The organism is Acidithiobacillus acidisediminis (genome assembly GCF_023277115.1).
Classification (GTDB): domain Bacteria; phylum Pseudomonadota; class Gammaproteobacteria; order Acidithiobacillales; family Acidithiobacillaceae; genus Igneacidithiobacillus; species Igneacidithiobacillus acidisediminis.
Genome location: NZ_JALQCS010000001.1, coordinates 2395480 through 2411420, shown reverse-complemented (window position 1 = coordinate 2411420; position 15941 = coordinate 2395480). Strand labels below are relative to the sequence as shown.

The 15941-nt window shown below is 59.5% G+C and carries 14 protein-coding genes and 1 pseudogene; 3 read left to right on the top strand and 12 right to left on the bottom strand.

What is annotated here, in order from left to right; translation table 11 throughout:
- Window positions 1–12: 12 nt before the first annotated feature.
- Entirely contained in the window at window positions 13–711 is a 699-nt protein-coding gene (locus M5D89_RS12055) for a Bax inhibitor-1/YccA family protein (protein WP_248886043.1), read from the bottom strand.
- Between the two features lie 166 nt (window positions 712–877).
- Here M5D89_RS12055 and ligA point away from each other — a divergent pair, with 166 nt between their 5' ends.
- Window positions 878–2887 (top strand): NAD-dependent DNA ligase LigA, encoded by a 2010-nt coding sequence (gene ligA / locus M5D89_RS12050; protein WP_248886042.1) that lies wholly within the window; start codon window positions 878–880, stop codon window positions 2885–2887.
- A gap of 32 nt (window positions 2888–2919) precedes the next feature.
- Here ligA and M5D89_RS12045 read toward each other — a convergent pair whose 3' ends face one another.
- The 8 genes from M5D89_RS12045 to M5D89_RS12010 all read right to left on the bottom strand — a co-directional run bounded on the left by M5D89_RS12045 (window position 2920) and on the right by M5D89_RS12010 (window position 11608).
- Window positions 2920–3489, bottom strand: a complete 570-nt coding sequence (locus tag M5D89_RS12045) for an ANTAR domain-containing response regulator (protein ID WP_248886041.1) — start codon at window positions 3487–3489, stop codon at window positions 2920–2922.
- A 5-nt stretch (window positions 3490–3494) separates the two neighbouring features.
- Window positions 3495–3854 carry a sirohydrochlorin chelatase gene (locus M5D89_RS12040; protein ID WP_248886040.1) on the bottom strand — a complete coding sequence of 120 codons (360 nt, stop codon included), beginning with the start codon at window positions 3852–3854 and terminating at the stop codon, window positions 3495–3497.
- Window positions 3851–4648 carry a uroporphyrinogen-III C-methyltransferase gene (gene cobA / locus M5D89_RS12035; protein ID WP_248886039.1) on the bottom strand — a complete coding sequence of 266 codons (798 nt, stop codon included), beginning with the start codon at window positions 4646–4648 and terminating at the stop codon, window positions 3851–3853. Before cobA ends, M5D89_RS12040 begins: the two co-directional genes overlap by 4 nt.
- A gap of 12 nt (window positions 4649–4660) precedes the next feature.
- Window positions 4661–5677: a DNA-binding protein YbiB gene (ybiB, locus tag M5D89_RS12030; protein WP_248886038.1), complete on the bottom strand. Its 1017-nt coding sequence runs from the start codon at window positions 5675–5677 to the stop codon at window positions 4661–4663.
- A complete protein-coding gene (locus tag M5D89_RS12025) occupies window positions 5674–8436 on the bottom strand; it encodes a nitrate reductase (protein ID WP_248886037.1) in 2763 nt (920 codons plus the stop codon). The genes ybiB and M5D89_RS12025 overlap by 4 nt, the downstream gene beginning before the upstream one ends.
- Window positions 8433–8753 carry a nitrite reductase small subunit NirD gene (gene nirD, locus M5D89_RS12020; protein WP_248886036.1) on the bottom strand — a complete coding sequence of 107 codons (321 nt, stop codon included), beginning with the start codon at window positions 8751–8753 and terminating at the stop codon, window positions 8433–8435. Before nirD ends, M5D89_RS12025 begins: the two co-directional genes overlap by 4 nt.
- 12 nt (window positions 8754–8765) lie before the next feature.
- Window positions 8766–11204, bottom strand: a complete 2439-nt coding sequence (nirB, locus tag M5D89_RS12015) for a nitrite reductase large subunit NirB (RefSeq protein ID WP_248886035.1) — start codon at window positions 11202–11204, stop codon at window positions 8766–8768.
- Between the two features lie 245 nt (window positions 11205–11449).
- Window positions 11450–11608 carry a BrxR family transcriptional regulator gene (locus M5D89_RS12010; protein WP_248886034.1) on the bottom strand — a complete coding sequence of 53 codons (159 nt, stop codon included), beginning with the start codon at window positions 11606–11608 and terminating at the stop codon, window positions 11450–11452.
- A 5-nt stretch (window positions 11609–11613) separates the two neighbouring features.
- Here M5D89_RS12010 and cas6e point away from each other — a divergent pair.
- Together cas6e and M5D89_RS12000 are read left to right on the top strand one after the other, a co-directional pair.
- A pseudogene (gene cas6e / locus M5D89_RS12005) lies at window positions 11614–12219 on the top strand (type I-E CRISPR-associated protein Cas6/Cse3/CasE).
- A gap of 100 nt (window positions 12220–12319) precedes the next feature.
- Window positions 12320–12643 (top strand): type II toxin-antitoxin system prevent-host-death family antitoxin, encoded by a 324-nt coding sequence (locus tag M5D89_RS12000; RefSeq protein WP_248886033.1) that lies wholly within the window; start codon window positions 12320–12322, stop codon window positions 12641–12643.
- Window positions 12644–13242: 599 nt separating this feature from the next.
- Here the strand turns inward: M5D89_RS12000 and M5D89_RS11995 are convergent.
- The 3 genes from M5D89_RS11995 to M5D89_RS11985 are packed head-to-tail and all read right to left on the bottom strand — an operon-like array spanning window position 13243 to window position 15843.
- Window positions 13243–14481 (bottom strand): tetratricopeptide repeat protein, encoded by a 1239-nt coding sequence (locus tag M5D89_RS11995; RefSeq protein ID WP_248886032.1) that lies wholly within the window; start codon window positions 14479–14481, stop codon window positions 13243–13245.
- Window positions 14474–15076, bottom strand: a complete 603-nt coding sequence (locus M5D89_RS11990; protein WP_248886031.1) for a restriction endonuclease — start codon at window positions 15074–15076, stop codon at window positions 14474–14476. The genes M5D89_RS11995 and M5D89_RS11990 overlap by 8 nt, the downstream gene beginning before the upstream one ends.
- Window positions 15073–15843: a J domain-containing protein gene (locus M5D89_RS11985; RefSeq protein ID WP_248886030.1), complete on the bottom strand. Its 771-nt coding sequence runs from the start codon at window positions 15841–15843 to the stop codon at window positions 15073–15075. Before M5D89_RS11985 ends, M5D89_RS11990 begins: the two co-directional genes overlap by 4 nt.
- Between the last annotated feature and the right edge of the window lie 98 nt (window positions 15844–15941).

Genomic DNA, 15941 nt, shown 5'->3' with positions numbered 1-15941 from the left:
TCTTGGGCTTGATTAATTCCGGCTGGTACCGCCAAAGATCTCCAGCAGCGCCATGAAAAGGTTGATGATATCCAGATACAGGCCGACGACCAGCAGCACTGGCTCCTGGATGCCGCCTTGCACCATGCGCTGAGTATCAAAGATGATCAGGCCACTGAAAACGATGACCAGCACGCCGGCAATGGCCAACTGTAGGGCGGGCATGTGCAGCAGGAACATATTCAGCAATGAAACCAGAATGGCGAGGATCAGTCCTGTCATCAGGAAGCCGGCGATGTTGCTGAAGTTTCTGCGGGTGGTCATGGCGTATGCCGAGAGACCGATGAACATCACCGCCGTCGTGCCGAGGGCAGTAGCAATGATCTGTGGTCCATCGGGCATGCGCAGATACATGGCGATGCCCGGTCCCATCATCATCCCCATACCTGCCGCAAAAGCAAAGACCAAGGGCACGGCAAACGGGCTGCGGTGGGCACCAGTGTATTGCACCGCAAAGAGCAGGATGAAGGAGCCAATCATCAGCAGAATGGGATGCTGATAGGCAAAGGGAGAACTCATGCCATAGACGGAGGCGATGGCCGACACCCCAAGCGTGGCCGCGAGAAGGCCATAGGTCTTGGCCATGAGACCGCCACGGCTGAGGGCCGGGGCGTTATCCCCGTAAGGGCTCATGCCGTCAGGGAATTGGTAAGGCTTTTGGTCGTAATTCATCGTCTGCTCCTGATAAATACCGCTCACTCCAAGGTCATTATGGGGGCGCGCAACCCGTTTACCAAGTCCTTGCGCAAATTCATCCAGTTAGATTATATGGTGGAAATAAAGTTTCCGCCTAGTCGAGGATGCTATACTGCTTCCTCCCTTCTGGAGAGACCTTCCTGTGGACAGCGAATCCGCCCACCAACGTATCGACGCCCTGTGTGCCTTGCTGAAAGAAGCCAATCAGGCCTATTACCAGAAGGATGCGCCCATCCTCAGCGATGCAGAGTATGACGCGCATCTGCGCGAGCTGGTCGAACTGGAGCGCAGTTGCCCGCAGTATCGGCGCGCGGACTCCCCCACGCAACGGATCGGTGCGGCCCCCGTCGAAGGCTTTGCCACGGTCGACTATCGCGTGCCCATGACTTCCCTCGATAATGTGTTCGACAGTGTGGGCTTTGCGGACTGGTGGCAACGTTTGTACAAGGCTTCCGGGACTGAGGTTCCGATTCGCTTGAGCGCCGAGCCGAAATTCGATGGCCTGTCGGTGAACCTGCGCTATGAACAGGGTGTCTTGGTGCAGGCGGGCACCCGTGGCGATGGAGTGCATGGAGAGGATGTTACCCACAACGTCCGCACCATTCGCAATCTGCCCTTGCAACTGCGCGGGGAGGGCTGGCCGCGCGTGCTCGAATTGCGCGGTGAGGTGGTGATCCCGACCGCCGCCTTCGCGCGCTTGAACCAGGAGCGCGAGGAACAGGGCGAGGCGCCTTTTGCCAATCCCCGTAACGCTGCCGCTGGCAGCCTGCGGCAGCTCGACCCGCGGGTTACCGCGCGCCGCCCTCTGGCGTTTTTTCCCTGGGGCTGGGGCGAAAGCAGTGACGACCTGGGTGATAGTCATCTCGCGATCCTGCAGCGCCTGCAGGACTGGGGTTTCGCGCTGCCGAGCGAGTTGGTTCGCGCCATTGACAGTTTGGCGGCGGCTGAGGCCTACCAGCAGAGTATGGCAGAGCAACGGGAGCGACTCGCCTTTGAGATTGATGGTCTGGTCTTCAAGGTGGACGATCTGGCCTTGCGCACGCGCCTGGGGTTCACCGCACGCGCGCCACGCTGGGCCATCGCCTACAAGTTTCCCGCTCATGAAGAAGTCACCGTGGTGCGCGACATTCTTGCCTCCGTGGGTAGAACCGGAGTCATTACCCCGGTGGCCATCCTAGAACCTGTGCAAGTGGCCGGGGTGACGGTAAGCCGGGCTTCTTTGCACAATCTGGACGAGGTACGGCGCAAGGGTGTGCGTGTCGGCGATACGGTATTGGTGCGGCGGGCCGGAGATGTGATCCCCGAACTGGTGCAGGTGCTCACCGAGCGTCGGCCGGCGGGAGCGGCCGAATGGCAGATGCCCTCAAAGTGTCCAGCTTGTGGGTCCGAGGTTTTGCGCCTGGGGGAGGAAGTGGCCTACCGCTGCAGTGGCGGCCTGTTCTGCCCGGCCCAGCGTGTCGGTGCGATTCTCCACTTCGCCGCGCGCAAGGCAATGGATATTCAAGGGTTGGGGGAAAAGCTGACACAGCAGTTGGTGGATGCGGGGCTCCTGCATACGGTCGCGGATCTCTATCACCTGAATACGGCAGCGCTAGCGGATTTGGACCGCATGGGCGAGCGTTCGGCGCAGAAGCTGCAAGACCAGATCCGACACTCCAAAGATGCCACCTTGCCTCGATTTCTCTATGCCCTGGGTATTCCGCAGGTTGGCGAGACGACGGCCCGCGCCCTGGCGGAACACTTTGGCGCGCTGGAGCCCCTGATGCTGGCCAGTGAAGAATCGCTGCAGGCGATCCCTGATGTGGGGCCAATTGTCGCCCAGGCGGTGGCGCATTTTTTTGCGCAAGCGCACAACCAGGAGGTGATTCACGCACTGCTGGCGGCAGGGATTCATTGGCCGGCTGCCATGCCGAAACAGACGGGAATCTGGTCTGGAAAACAATTTGTTCTTACCGGTACCTTGCAGCGCTGGACGCGGGAAGAGGCAAAGGCGCTGATCGAGGAGCGAGGTGGTAAGGTCGTGTCGGCGGTGTCGCAGAAAACGGATTTTCTTCTGCTTGGCGAACATCCCGGAAGCAAATTGGCACAGGCGAAAAAACTCGGTGTGTCGATATTGGAGGAAGAAGGTTTTTCCGCGATGGTCGCGGAATAGCGTTTTTTCACTGATCTTGGTCCAGCGAATGATTATAGCTGGTCCATCTCGACAATCGTCGCGGCGATGTCACCCAGCTTTTTCCCCTGATTCATGGCCAGTCGACGCAGGCGCTTGTAGGCCTCGGCTTCATCAATCTGGAAGTCGCGCATGAGAATGCCTTTGGCTTGCTCGACGATCTTGCGCTCTTGCAGGGCGCCACGCGTGCTGTGCAGCTCCTGCCGGAGTTGCCGATATTCGGCATAGCGGAAAGCGGCGACCTTCAGGATGGGGGCGATGTCCCGGGCGGCGATGCCGTGAGCGACATAGGCGGCCACCCCAGCGCGGATGGCGCGACGCATGGTGTCTTCATCTTCCGGCGCACCCAGCACCACGACGGGCAACTCCAGGGTTTCGCTGAGGAAAACGATGTGCTCCAGGACATCGCGCTCCGGAGAGCTGGCATCGGCGATGATCACCTCCGCCTGGCATTCCTCGACCCGCTGCCAGGACAGCGCCTTCCACGACAGGGTTGCGGGCACCTGGTGTCCCTCCGTGGTCAGGGCATCGCGCAGGATCTGCGCCCGCGCGTTGTCGTCATCAATCAGGACAATGCGGTACATGACAATCAGGACAGCAGACGGAGTACAGCAGCTTGCACGATTTCGGATTCGCCCACAGGAAGATCGATGACGATCTCACAACCGGGCAACTCCCTCAATACGCCATCGACGATTTCGGGCAGATCTTCGCGGAGATGGCGTCCGCGGCTCCAGAACAGTGGCGTAATGCGGAACCGTCTTTGCCCCTCCGCGTAGGCCATCGTGATCGCCTCCGCCAGACTGGGCGTCCACAGTTCCAAGTAGCAGAGATAGACCCTGCGCTCCGGGTGGGCGCGTTGTAAGGCCTCGGCCATGGTCTCAAACGGGCGACGCCATTCCGGGTCGCGGGAACCGTGGGCGAGGAGCAGTTGTACGGGCTGGATCATTGGCTGCGGGCGTGCACCGAGGGCACGCTCGGGACGGGCTCCGACTGGGGTAGCCAGGCGAGGATATCGCCCAGCTCTACCACCGCGCCAATGATCAGGATGGCGGGGCTGCCGAGGCTGGTGCGGGCGACGGCTGCCGGCAATTCGGCCAGGGTGCAGCGCAGTTGGCGTTGTTCCAAGGTGGCCCACTGAATGGCTGCAGCTGGGGTGTCGGGCGCCATGCCCCCGGCTTGCAGGTCGGCACAGATGGCAGCGATGGGGGCAATTCCCATGTAGATGACCAAGGTATCGGCGGCTTGGGCATAGCGGGTCCAATCGATGGGGGCAGAATTTCGGGCCTGCTGTCCGGTACAGAACAGGACAGACCGGCTGAGTTGGCGATGGGTGAGGGGGATGCCCGCGTAGGCGGCGGCGCCCATGCCGCTGGTGATGCCGGGGACGATCTCGTAATCGATACCGGCGGCGCGCAAGGCCAGACATTCTTCGCTGCCCCGGCCAAAGAGCAGGGGATCGCCACCCTTCAGACGCACCACGCGCTTGCCCTGCCGGGCGGCGCGAATCATCTGTTCATGAATCCGCAGTTGGGGGGTAGAGGGCTGGCCACCGCGTTTGCCCACATCGATGCACTGGCACTGTGCCGAGGTCAGGCTGAGGATGTCGGGATTGGCGAGGGCATCGTAAAAGAGGATCTCGGCACTGCCCAAACGGCGCGCGGCGCGCAGGGTCAGGAGATCGGGATCGCCAGGGCCAGCGCCCACCAGAGAGACCAAGGGAGAAGCGGTCGAAGTCAGCATGGCGGAGATCCTTTACGCGGCAATGCGCGCAAATGTGTGCCGCAACAGGGCACGGGCGGAGGCAAGGTCACTACAGCGGCCACTGAGTTGCAGCAGGGTGGCGGCTTGTTCGGCCAGGGCGCGGGGAAGGGCGCTGCGCCCTTCCAGCACGTCCCAGGTAAAGGCGGCGGTGGCCGTCGCACTGTTCTCGGGGAGTTCCGGCAACTGTGTTAGTGGGGAGGCGTCCTTGCCCAAGAACAGCTCGCTCTGGCCTTGGCGACAGACAAAGAGATCGGGGCGGCGCTGGGGGTTGGCAAAGGGCTCGCCCTCGGTGGCACGAAAGCACAGGGCAGGGATGCCCGTCTGGACGAAGAAGGCTTGCAGACGGTCCAGATAGGGCGGATGGGTGACGGCAGCGCTGACGATGGCGTCTTGGGGGGCGAAGGGGTGCAGGATTTTCAGCAGGGTGTGGACGCTGGAGCGGATACCCAGGGTTTCGCGCAGGGCCAGCAGGCGTGCCAGGCCGGGCTGCCAGGCCGAAAGGGGCAGATAGCTCAGGCCCTGCATCTGCAGCAGGGTGTCGGCCTGGGCGAGGTTGGTTGGGCTCGCCAACCCCAGCTGCTGGAGGATTTCTACGCTATGAACGCGCCCTGCTGGAGAATGGTCTGGAGAGGGGCCGCTGGGCGGGGCGTCCAAGTCCGGACCATGGATCAAGACCGGTACGCCACAGCGGGTGAGGGTCAAGGCCAGGAGGGGGAGGAGATTGGCGCGCCGTCGTGTCCCATTGTAGCTGGCAAACACCACCGGACGCAGGCGGTTGCTGCGCTGCAGCGGCGTCATCCGGGCCCGTGCGGCGTCATGAAAGCCCTGCAGTTCGTCCAGGCTCTCGCCCTTGATGCGATAGGCCACCCAGAAGGCACCGGCAAAGAGCTCTGGCAGCTTGCCATCCAGCCAAGCCCCGAAAAGCTCGGCGGCTTCTTCCCGTGGCAGATCCTCGGCGTGCTCGCGGCCGCGGGCGACGCGGCTCAACATCTGCTTCCAGTGCTTCATGAGGCCTCCGCCAAGCGATGCTGGAGTAATTGCTGAATCTCCGGCTTGCAGGAACCGCACTCCGTGCCGGCGCCACAGAGGCGCATGACGTCTTCCAGGGTGTTGGCCCCGCTGTCCAGACATTGGCGAATGCGCCTTTCATCCACGCCCTTGCAGACACAGATGCCATGGGCACGTTCCCAGGCTCCCAGGTTGGCGGGTACCCGCGGTGCCAGGAGTGCCAAGCGAAAGGCCTCTACGGAACTGCCCTCGAGGAGCAACTGGCGCAACCAGTCCAAGGTCTGCAGGCCACCCCACAAGCGTAGGGCGGTGAGGCGGCCCGCCTGAATCCGTAGGCGTTTGCTGAGCCCGTTGCTGGGGTCTTCGTAGAGGAGGCTGTCTGGCCCCAGCAAGTCCAAGGCCGCGTCCCAGTGTTGGGCGAGGGTGGGGTCGGGGGCGCGTTCCGCTGCCACCTGCAGCAGCAGCGCCGGCTGGGGGTTGCCAACCAAGGGCGTGATACGGGCATAGGGGAACCCCTGCGCCAGCTGGCGCAGGCGCTGGCCGTAGTCCTCGTCGGGATTGGCGGCGACCAAAAGGGCGGCGGCCTCCCAGGGGAGGGCGGCGGCTTCGATGCGTACTGCACTGTGCTTGAACTCGGGCTCACCGGAATAGGGGTCGATGGCCGGCAAGGTGACACTGTTACATAAGGCTGCCGGGGCATGGCGCGCACCAAAATGCATGGGGGCAAAGAGCAAGCGGCGTTGCAGCGTGTCGTCCAAACGCAGGCGATAGAGGGCTTGACCACGACGGCTCGTGACCCGCACCAGTTGCTCGTCTTGCAGGGCAAATTGCTGCGCATCCTGGGGATGGATGTGCAAATAGGCCTCTTCGGCGCTGGCAAAGAGGCTGGCGACGCGGCCTGTACGCGCCATGCTGTGCCATTGGTCGCGCAGACGGCCAGTGGTCAGACGCAGAGGGTAGCGGGCATCGACTTCCTCGACCACGCCTAGGTGGGCCGGAGCATAGAACTGGGCGCGACCGCTGGGTGTTGGAAAATGACCATCCGTATAGAGCCGCTGTTGTCCCGCCACTGCGCCCTGGGGGAAAGGCCACTGTTGGGGTCCGCGTTGATCGAGCAGGGCGAGGTCCAGGCCGCTGATGTCCAGGTCTCGCCCCACGGTGCAACGCCGATACTCAGCGAAGATGCTGGCGGTATCGGTAAAGGGGAACATCCGCGCGGCGCGTTGTTGCCAAGAGCGGTCCTGGGCGTCGGGTAGGGGCACGGCCAACTGGTCCAGGGCGCTACCCAAGGCGTGGGCAAAATTACAAAAGATTTGCCAGTCGGGGCGCGCCTGCCCCGGGGCGGGGACAGCAGCGTGCAGATGGGAGATACGTCGCTCGGAATTGGTCACCAGGGCCTCACGCTCGCCCCAGCTGGCGGCGGGCAGTACCCAATGGGCAAAGGGCATGGTCTCGCCATCCAGATAGCTTTCCTGCAGCACCACCTGCTCTGCGCTACTCAGGGCACGCTCCACGGCTTGGCGGTCGGGGAGGGAGAGCACCGGATTGGTGCAGACGATCCAGAGGGCAGCCACATCGCCGCGGCCCAAGGCCTGAAACAGGGGCACTGCCGTGAGACCGGGTTCGGGATGCAGGGCATCGATGCCCCAGATCTGGGCCATCTCGGCGCGATGCGCGGGGTTGGCGATTTCCCGATGCCCCGGTAGCAGGGCCGGCATGCCGCCAGTTTCCCGCCCGCCCATGGCATTGGGCTGGCCGGTCAGGCTGAGGGGGCCGGCGCCCGGGCGGCCGATTTGCCCAGTGGCCAGATGCAGATTGATCAGCGCCACGTTGTTGTCGGTGCCGTGGGCCGATTGGTTCAGCCCTTGGCACCAGAGGGAGAGTACCCTGGACGCGGCACCAAAAAGGTCCGCCGCCTTTCGGAGATCAGCTTCGGGGATCTGGCAGATCTCGGCCACCCGCTGGGGGGTGTATTCCTGCACCCGCTGCTTGAGTTCCGCCCAGCCCTGGGTGTGTTGGGCGATGAAATCGGGGTCGATCTGTTCCTGCCAGATCAGCAGATGCAGGATGCCGTGAAAAAGGGCCACGTCGCTGCCGGGGAGAATGGGGAGAAACAGGTCTGCCAGGCTGGCCGTGGCTGTGCGACGTGGGTCGACAACGATGATGCGCAGCTCCGGCCGCTGAGCCTTGGCGGCCTCGATGCGACGAAAGAGGATGGGATGGGCATGGGCGACATTGGCGCCGACGATGAAGAGGCAGTCCGTCAACTCCAGGTCTTCATAACTGCAGGGCACGGAGTCCATGCCCAAGCTGCGTTTGTAGCCGGTGACGGCCGAGGCCATGCAGAGTCGGGAATTGGTGTCGATATGGTTGGTGCCGAGAAAGCCCTTGGCGAGTTTGTTGGCGACGTAGTAGTCCTCGGTGGGTAGCTGCCCGGAGACATAAAAGGCCAAGGCCTGCGGCCCCCGGTCCCGGTAAAGCTGCGCCCAGCGCCGGGCAATGGCGGCCAGAGCATCGTCCCAACTATGGTCTTGCCAGCCTTCGCCGTGCTGGCGTTGCAGCGGGACGAGGGCGCGGCCCGGGCCGTGCACCGTTTGCGCCAGGGTTATCCCCTTGCTGCAGAGTTGGCCAAAATTGGCGGGGTGCTCCGGGTCGCCGCGCACGCCCAGAACCTGCTGCCCGTCGTGCTCGATCAGCACACCACAGCCGGTACCACAGTAGGGGCAGACGGATTTGCTGGTCTGGGTGGGCGCGTTCACGACCCAATCTCCGGCAGATCCAACCAGATCTCGTCGCCCTCGGTCTTGAGTGCGAAGGTGCGCACACAGCCGACATCGGGTGGCAGGGCCTCGCCCTTTTCCAGATCGATCTGCCAATTATGGAGGGGGCAGAATACCGTTTTGCCTGACACAAAGCCCTCGGAGAGGGGGCCGCCACGATGGGGGCAGCGATTGCGGACGGCAAAGAGGGCGCCTTCTTCGTTGCACAGAACGGCAATCTGCCCCGCCGGGGTATCTACATAACGACCGCCACCCAGGGGGACTTCACTGACCTTACCAAGAGGGAACCAGGACATGTGCTTTGCTCCTTAGGCCGAAATGCGCCGCAGGGGTGCGGCATGAATGTCCAAGCGGCCGGCGATGGCCTCGGCCCAGGGATCGCGTTCCTGGGCGATGGCAAAGTCCAGCCGCTCCGCCAGCTCCTTGCGCTGGGTCAGGTCGTCGATGACCCGTGCCTTGATCCGCTCCAGGCCCACGCGCTCCACCCAGGGAGCGGTGCGTTCCAGGTACTGGGCATCCTCGCGGTACATCTGTAAAAAGGCCTTGCTGATCTCGATGACCTCGGCCTCACTTTTGACCTTGGCCAGGAGATCCGCAGCCCGCACCTTCATGCCGCCGTTGCCGCCCACATAGATTTCCCAACCCGAATCGACGCCGATCACCCCCACATCCTTGATGGTGCTCTCGGCACAGTTGCGCGGGCAGCCCGAGGCCGCTAGTTTGACCTTGTGCGGGGCCCACATCCGCTCCAGGTTCTTTTCCAGATCAATGGCCAGCTGGGTGCTGTTCTGCACGCCAAAGCGGCAAAACTCCTGACCTACGCAGGATTTCACCGTGCGCAGGGCCTTGCCGTAGGCGTGCCCCGAAGGCATGTCCAATTCGGCCCAGATGGCCGGCAATTTCTCCTTGGGAATCCCCAGCAAATCCAGGCGTTGCCCACCGGTGAACTTGACCATGGGTACGGCATGGCGCTCGGCCACTTCAGCAATCCGTTTCAGCTCGGCGGGCGTGGTGACGCCGCCATAGATGCGGGGGATGACGGAGTAGGTGCCGTCCTTCTGGATATTGGCGTGGGCCCGCTCATTGATGAAGCGGGAACTGGCATCATCCTGCCCCTCGGCGGGCCAGGCGGTGCGCACATAGTAGTTGACCGCCGGGCGGCAGGTGGCGCAACCGCCAGGATGGCGCCACTGCAAAAACTGAAAGACTGCGCGAGTAGAGAGCAGCTTCTCCTTCTGAATCGCCTCGCGTACTTCCTGATGGCTAAAATCCGTGCAGGCACAGAGGGCCTTTTTACGCGGACTGCTGTCGTAAACGCCGCCCAGAGTGCTGACCAGCAACTGCTCGACCAAGCCGGTGCAGGAACCACAGGAGGCGCTGGCCTTGGTACACTTGCGTACCTCTTCCAGGGTGAAGAGCCCTTCGCGGATGGCGTGAACGATCTGGCCTTTGCTCACTCCGTTACAGCCGCAAATCTCGGCGGTGTCGGACAGTCGAGCAGCCTGACTGGCGCCCGCATGGCCGGCATCGCCCAGATGGGTTTCGCCAAACAAGAGGTGCTCGCGCAGGGTCGAGACATCGGTGTCGTCGCGCAGGTGTTCAAAGAGCCAGGGCCCGATGCTGGTGTCCCCATAGAGCAAAATGCCCTTGATCTTATGGTCCTGCAAAACCACTTTTTTATAGATGCCTTGGTGGGCGTCGAGGAGGGTGATCTCCTCGCTACCCTCACCCCCCAAGAAATCTCCGGCAGAAAACAACTCGATCCCCGTCACCTTGAGCTTGGTGCTGGTGATCGAACCCTCATAGCGCATCCGCCCATACTCGGCCAAGTGATTGGCCGCGACCTTGGCCTGCTCAAAAAGGGGGGCAACCAGGCCGTAGGTCATGCCCCGGTGCTGTACGCACTCCCCAACGGCATAGATGCGCGGGTCGTAGGTTTGCAGGGTATCGTTGACCAGGATGCCCTGAGCGCAGGCCAGGCCCGCAGCTTGAGCAAGGTCGATGCGTGGGCGGATACCGACGGTCATCACGACGATGCGGGCGGGTATCTCGCTACCGTCCTGAAAACGCAGCCCTTCGACGTGATCCGCGCCAAGTACGGCAGCACTTTCCCGCTCCAGCAAAAAGTGGATGCCCCGTGCCTCCATAGCCTGTTGCAGCATGGCGCCACCTCGGGCGTCGAGCTGTTTGTCCAAGGGCCAGGCGCGGCGATGTACCACTGTTACCCGCATCCCCCGGGCATTCAGGCCGTGAGCCACCTCCAGGCCGAGCAGGCCGGCGCCAATGATGACCGCGTCGCCCCCCGCCGCACTGACCTGGGTCAAGGCTTCGACATCGCGCATGTCGCGATAGCTGTAGACATCGGGCAGATCGTTGCCGGGAATGGGGGCCATGGCCGCCGCCGCGCCAGTAGCAATGAGGACGCGATCATAGGGGGTGCATTCGCCTGCCGCAGTAATGACCTGACGCCGCACCCGATCGATCTGTACTACGGGGCTGCCCGTGCGCAGGGTGATGCCATGTTCCGCATACCAGCCGTGATCATTGAGGATGGTGTCTTCCAGGCGCATCTCCCCCGCCAGTACCGGAGTGAGCAGAATACGGTTGTAGTTGGGATGGGGCTCATCACCAAAGACCGTGATGTCGTAGAGCTCCGGCGCCATCTTCAGCAGCTCTTCCACCGTGCGAATGCCGGCCATGCCGTTCCCGATCACCACCAAGCGCGCTTTTCGTGCCGTGTTGCCCATTGTGCCCGTTCTCCAAAGAAAAAAGGCGTAGTCAGCCATAAATGCTGACGACGCCTTTGCCGTGTCACATGCCAACAATCAGGGAGATTGTTTCATGGATATCGGAGCAATTTAGATGCCAAGTTGTCTTTTCATAGAAAACAGTTAGTTGGAAATTGGCGGGCGGCTGCGGCGCCGTGTGGTGGTGCAGGGCGTGGTGCATTGCGCACTGCTATGGTGCGATTTGGGTGTTTACGGAGGGCGAGCTAGTCCCAGAGGGGTAATGCCTCCTTGGGGGTGAGCAGGACAATCTGCTGAACCTGCGGGGTCTCGTGCAGGCACCTTGGCTCGATCTGCATCAAGCGCAAATAGTACTGAATCAGGGGTCGGCGAATGCGAATCTCTCTGACCCCTTGCGGGGTCATTCCGGCTGTGCCGCGCGTTCTTTCCGCCGGAAACCGCGTGCCCGCCGGGCGCATTGTTGTGGCGACAGGAACCGGAAACCAACCGCGACGGTTGTCCGCGCGTCCTGATTCAATCCCGCGCCATGCCCGATTGGTCGCGGATTCCCGCCCCCGATTGGCTGGCGCAGGCCGAATCCGGCATTGACCTCGTGCAAAAACTCGTGCTCGATGCTTTGCAAGCCGGGCAGACTTTTCGCTTTCGCCTGCGCGCCAACCCCTGCAAGACCGTGTAGGGCAAGCGGCAGGGACTGGTTAACCCCGACCCGCAGCGTGAATGGCTGGTGCGCAAGGGCGAGCAGCACGGTTTTACCTTGCCGGAATCCGTCATACCCGATTACCTTGATTTCAGCCAGAGTCCCGAGGGCCGTGCATTTCCCGATGTCCGCACCACGAACGAGACCTTGCTCAGAGGCAAGCAGCATGGCGGCAACGCGATCCGGGTGTATTCGGCGCTATTCGAAGGTCGTCTGACCGTGGCCAACCCGGTGCGATTCCGCGTCGCGCTGGAATCCGGCATCGGCCACGGTAAGGTAATGGGGCTGGGGTTGCTGTCGGTGGTGCCGGTGTCTTGAGCTTGTGTCTGATCCAGTCCATATCAGACCCGGAGCTTGGCGCTGGTCTACAGAAAGTCTAATATGCCCATAAGTGTTTGTATATTCTCAAGGAGGTGTCATGCAAACCTTCACCATCCGCGACCTGCGCGACCGCACCGGCGAGCTGGTGCGCGAGGCCGAGGCGGGCAAGCTTTCCATTGTCACCAAGCATGGGCAGCCGGTGTTTGTGGCAGTGCCTTTCGACGATCGCCTGCTGCAAAGTGGGGTCAATACGGCGCTGGCGGTTCGGCTGTTCGAAGAATCCCGGATCAGTCTCGGGCAGGCGGTCAAGCTGGCGGGCATGAGCCACTCCGGGTTTATCGACTTGCTGGGGAGCCTGAACATTGCGATAGCGCGGCCCGAACCCGGTGAGCTCGAAGCAGAGCTGGCTGATTTTGAATAGGCTGATCGTCGCCGACACCGGGCCATTGATTGCACTGGCTCGTGTTGAGCGAATGGATGTGGCTTCACTGAAGGCGCCTAGATTCCGGGAAGCCAAAACTATTCGGTATCGACGCGGGCAAGACCGAACTTGTCCAAAATATCGCCTATATTTATAGGGTTACCGTCGCCGACTAATGAATAGGTTAGTTCGACTTGGTCATTTGACTCGCGAACGATTTGTACGTCATTTATAATTGAAATCGTGTGTAGAGCGTTAAGCGCATCTGTTCCAATTGTTTGTGTTGACAAGAATCCATTAATTCCGCTTCTCTGTAGAGTGATGGAATGTTTTGACATAGTATATTTCCTCTTTATTAAATAGGTTGGAATATATCTCTGGTTGATAGAATAGGGCATTATTTTGTCAATAACTCCTTCCTTAATAGGCTGACACTAAGAGATTTACTTTGGAAGAATCTGTATCATAAATATATAGGAAGAAGACATTCGGTGCGTGGGCCCATCCCATCAGGGTTATGTCTTGGCAATGGCGCGTAGTCCGAGGAATAGTCAGGTTATCTCAGCCGCCATTTTGATTGTTGCAGGGGCGTCCTTGTCTCAACCGTTGAGATTGCTTTGCGCCGCGACATGTCCCTGCTCTGCCGCCTTGCGGTACCAAGCTTCGGCCTGCTCGTCGTCCTGAGGAACGCCTTTTCCATTCGCATAGCACACGCCTAGATCATATTGCGCCTCCGCGTATCCCTGCTCAGCTGCCTTGCGGTACCAGACTACAGCTTTTTCGTAGTCCTGAGGTACGCCTAGACCATAATGATGGCAATACCCCAGACTCATTTGTCCGACCTCATCTCCTTGCTCTGCCGACTTTCGAAACCAAGCAACAGCCTGCTCATAATCCTGGGGAACGCCTTCTCCACTCGCATAGCACACACCTAGATGATTTTGCGCCACCGCGTATCCCTGCTCTGCTGCCTTGCGGTACCAGACTACAGCTTGTTCGTAGTCCTGAGGTACGCCTTTACCACTTGCAAAAGAACGTCCCAAATACAATTGCGCATTCGCGTCTCCTTGCTCTGCTGCCCTTCGGTACCAAACTACTGCCAGTTCGTGGTTCTGAGGAACGCCTTCTCCACCCGCATAGCACAAACCTAGATTATATTGCGCGCCCGCATGTCCCTGCTCAGCTGCCTTGCGGTACCAGACTACAGCCTGTTCGCAGTCCTGAGGTACACCTAGACCCAAATCATAGCAACCCCCCAGCCTGAATTGCCCGTGATAATCTCCTTGCTCTGCCGCCATTCGGTACCAGGCTACAGCTTGCTCATGATCCTGAAGCACGCCTTCACCAGTTTCAAAAGAAATTCCCAGATACAATTGCGCATTCACGTCTCCTTGCTCTGCTGCCCTTCGGTACCAAACTACTGCCAGTTCGTGGTTCTGAGATACGCCCTGCCCAAGGCTATAGCAGTTACCGAGCTCTCTTTGACCCCAGCAATGTCCCTGCTCAGCTGCCTTGCGGTACCAGGCTACAGCTTGTTCGTGATCCTGGGGAACGCCAAATCCTTTTCCGTAACAGTATCCAATACTATATTGTGCCCCGATGTGTCCTAGATCTGCCGCTTTTCGCAGCAATATTATAGAATTATTATAATCCCTTACCTTGAAATATTTTATACCTTCATCATACCATATATCTAGTTGCCGATGAGATATTATAATTTCTGATTCTACTTCCTTTAGTCTATATAAATCCGCCAATCCACGAGAGGCTAACGTCGAAGTCTTGTTATCTGTTGTTAGGCCTCCACTCGGTTTCACAACCATACTATTGTCAGTCATGTTTCACCTTGCCTTGAAGGTCACCAATCATTTTTGAAAGGCCTTTTCGATCTATTAAGGATACACCAGTCTTGAATGCCAATTCACTAGCCTTTATTGTAAATGTGGAGTTGGTAACAACCCAGGCATCTTGGCAGCCATAAAAGGATTTTCCTGATAGCGCCTCCTGGACTGCATCTACCCCAACCGTTCCTTGCCAACGCTTGGCTTGCACAACGATGCGTCGCTCATTTCTGGTTAGGATCAAATCTCCACCAAAATCACCTGTGGCGGGTGTCTGCTTTACCAAATAGCCCATGGCGGTGAAAAGTCCATCGAGATAGTCCTCAAATTCTGTTCCGCTCATGGCGTCGATCACGGGCATTCGTGCGTCGCCCCATCTCTTCGCCCAAATTTCAGCCTCTGCCCTAATACAATCAGCTTTTTCAATGCGCGCGTTCAAAAACTGTATCGTTTGGTCAATGGGGTTAATCTTCTGCTGTGTTGGTGGTTCACAAACCATAACCTTCAACTTCTTTTTTCGACGGTTCTGGTAGTATCGAATGCAGAAGTAGGCTACAAACCCAAAAACGATAATTATCCATAATCTATTCATGATTTGGCCTGCTTCTGGCGCCACTCTTCTAAAGTGATCTTGCGCTCTGATATTTGCTGCATAAGTGTCACAGAAAGATCTGCGAGAGCATCGCCGCCATCCGCATCGGCCTCCTCAACCTTTTTCATCAGCATATAATAATCATCAGCATGGATGGCCTCAAGTTCTCCGCTAATCTCATCAATGCGACGACGCATCTGTGCGAGCTTTCTGATGACCTTTATCATCCTAGATCCAACATCTTCACCCCTGATACTTTCAGGGTCCTCTCCGAATTCCGTAATTATGGTCTGGATGGTTGCCAAGTCACACCGCTCATAGGCTAGGTTTAACCTGGTCATAAAGGTATGGCGTCGTTCCTTTTCTGTTTGGTCGGTAGCAAGGTCTGGGTGCATCATCTTTGCCCCCGTGCGAAACGCCTGCTTAACCTCTCGTGTCGGTTCTTTGGGAGGACCGGATAGCTGTTTCATCTCTTCTGAACTAGCCCCTGCCTCCCTTGCCGATTCTTCAGCCTTACGTTTTGCTTCTTCTGCTCGCGCTTGAGCTTCTATATCATCAGGATTTTCGCCCGCATCAATCCTTGCAATGATGGCATCAAGCCGATCAATCATCACATACAGATTTACTATTTCTGATTGATAACAAGCTCGGAAACGGGCGAGGTCGCATTTAGTCGTTTCCAATGCCAGTTCCTTATCAGCAACGATATCACGAATGGAGGATAGCTCGCGCTCTAGGCGTTCAAGTTCCAATTCTTCAGGTAGCAAGAATGATCTCCCTATTATTGTAGCATCTAGATCTTGACTCTGACCTGCTAATTCTGCTGCCTTTGGGCAAGGCCAAATACCGAGCAAGATGAGACAGT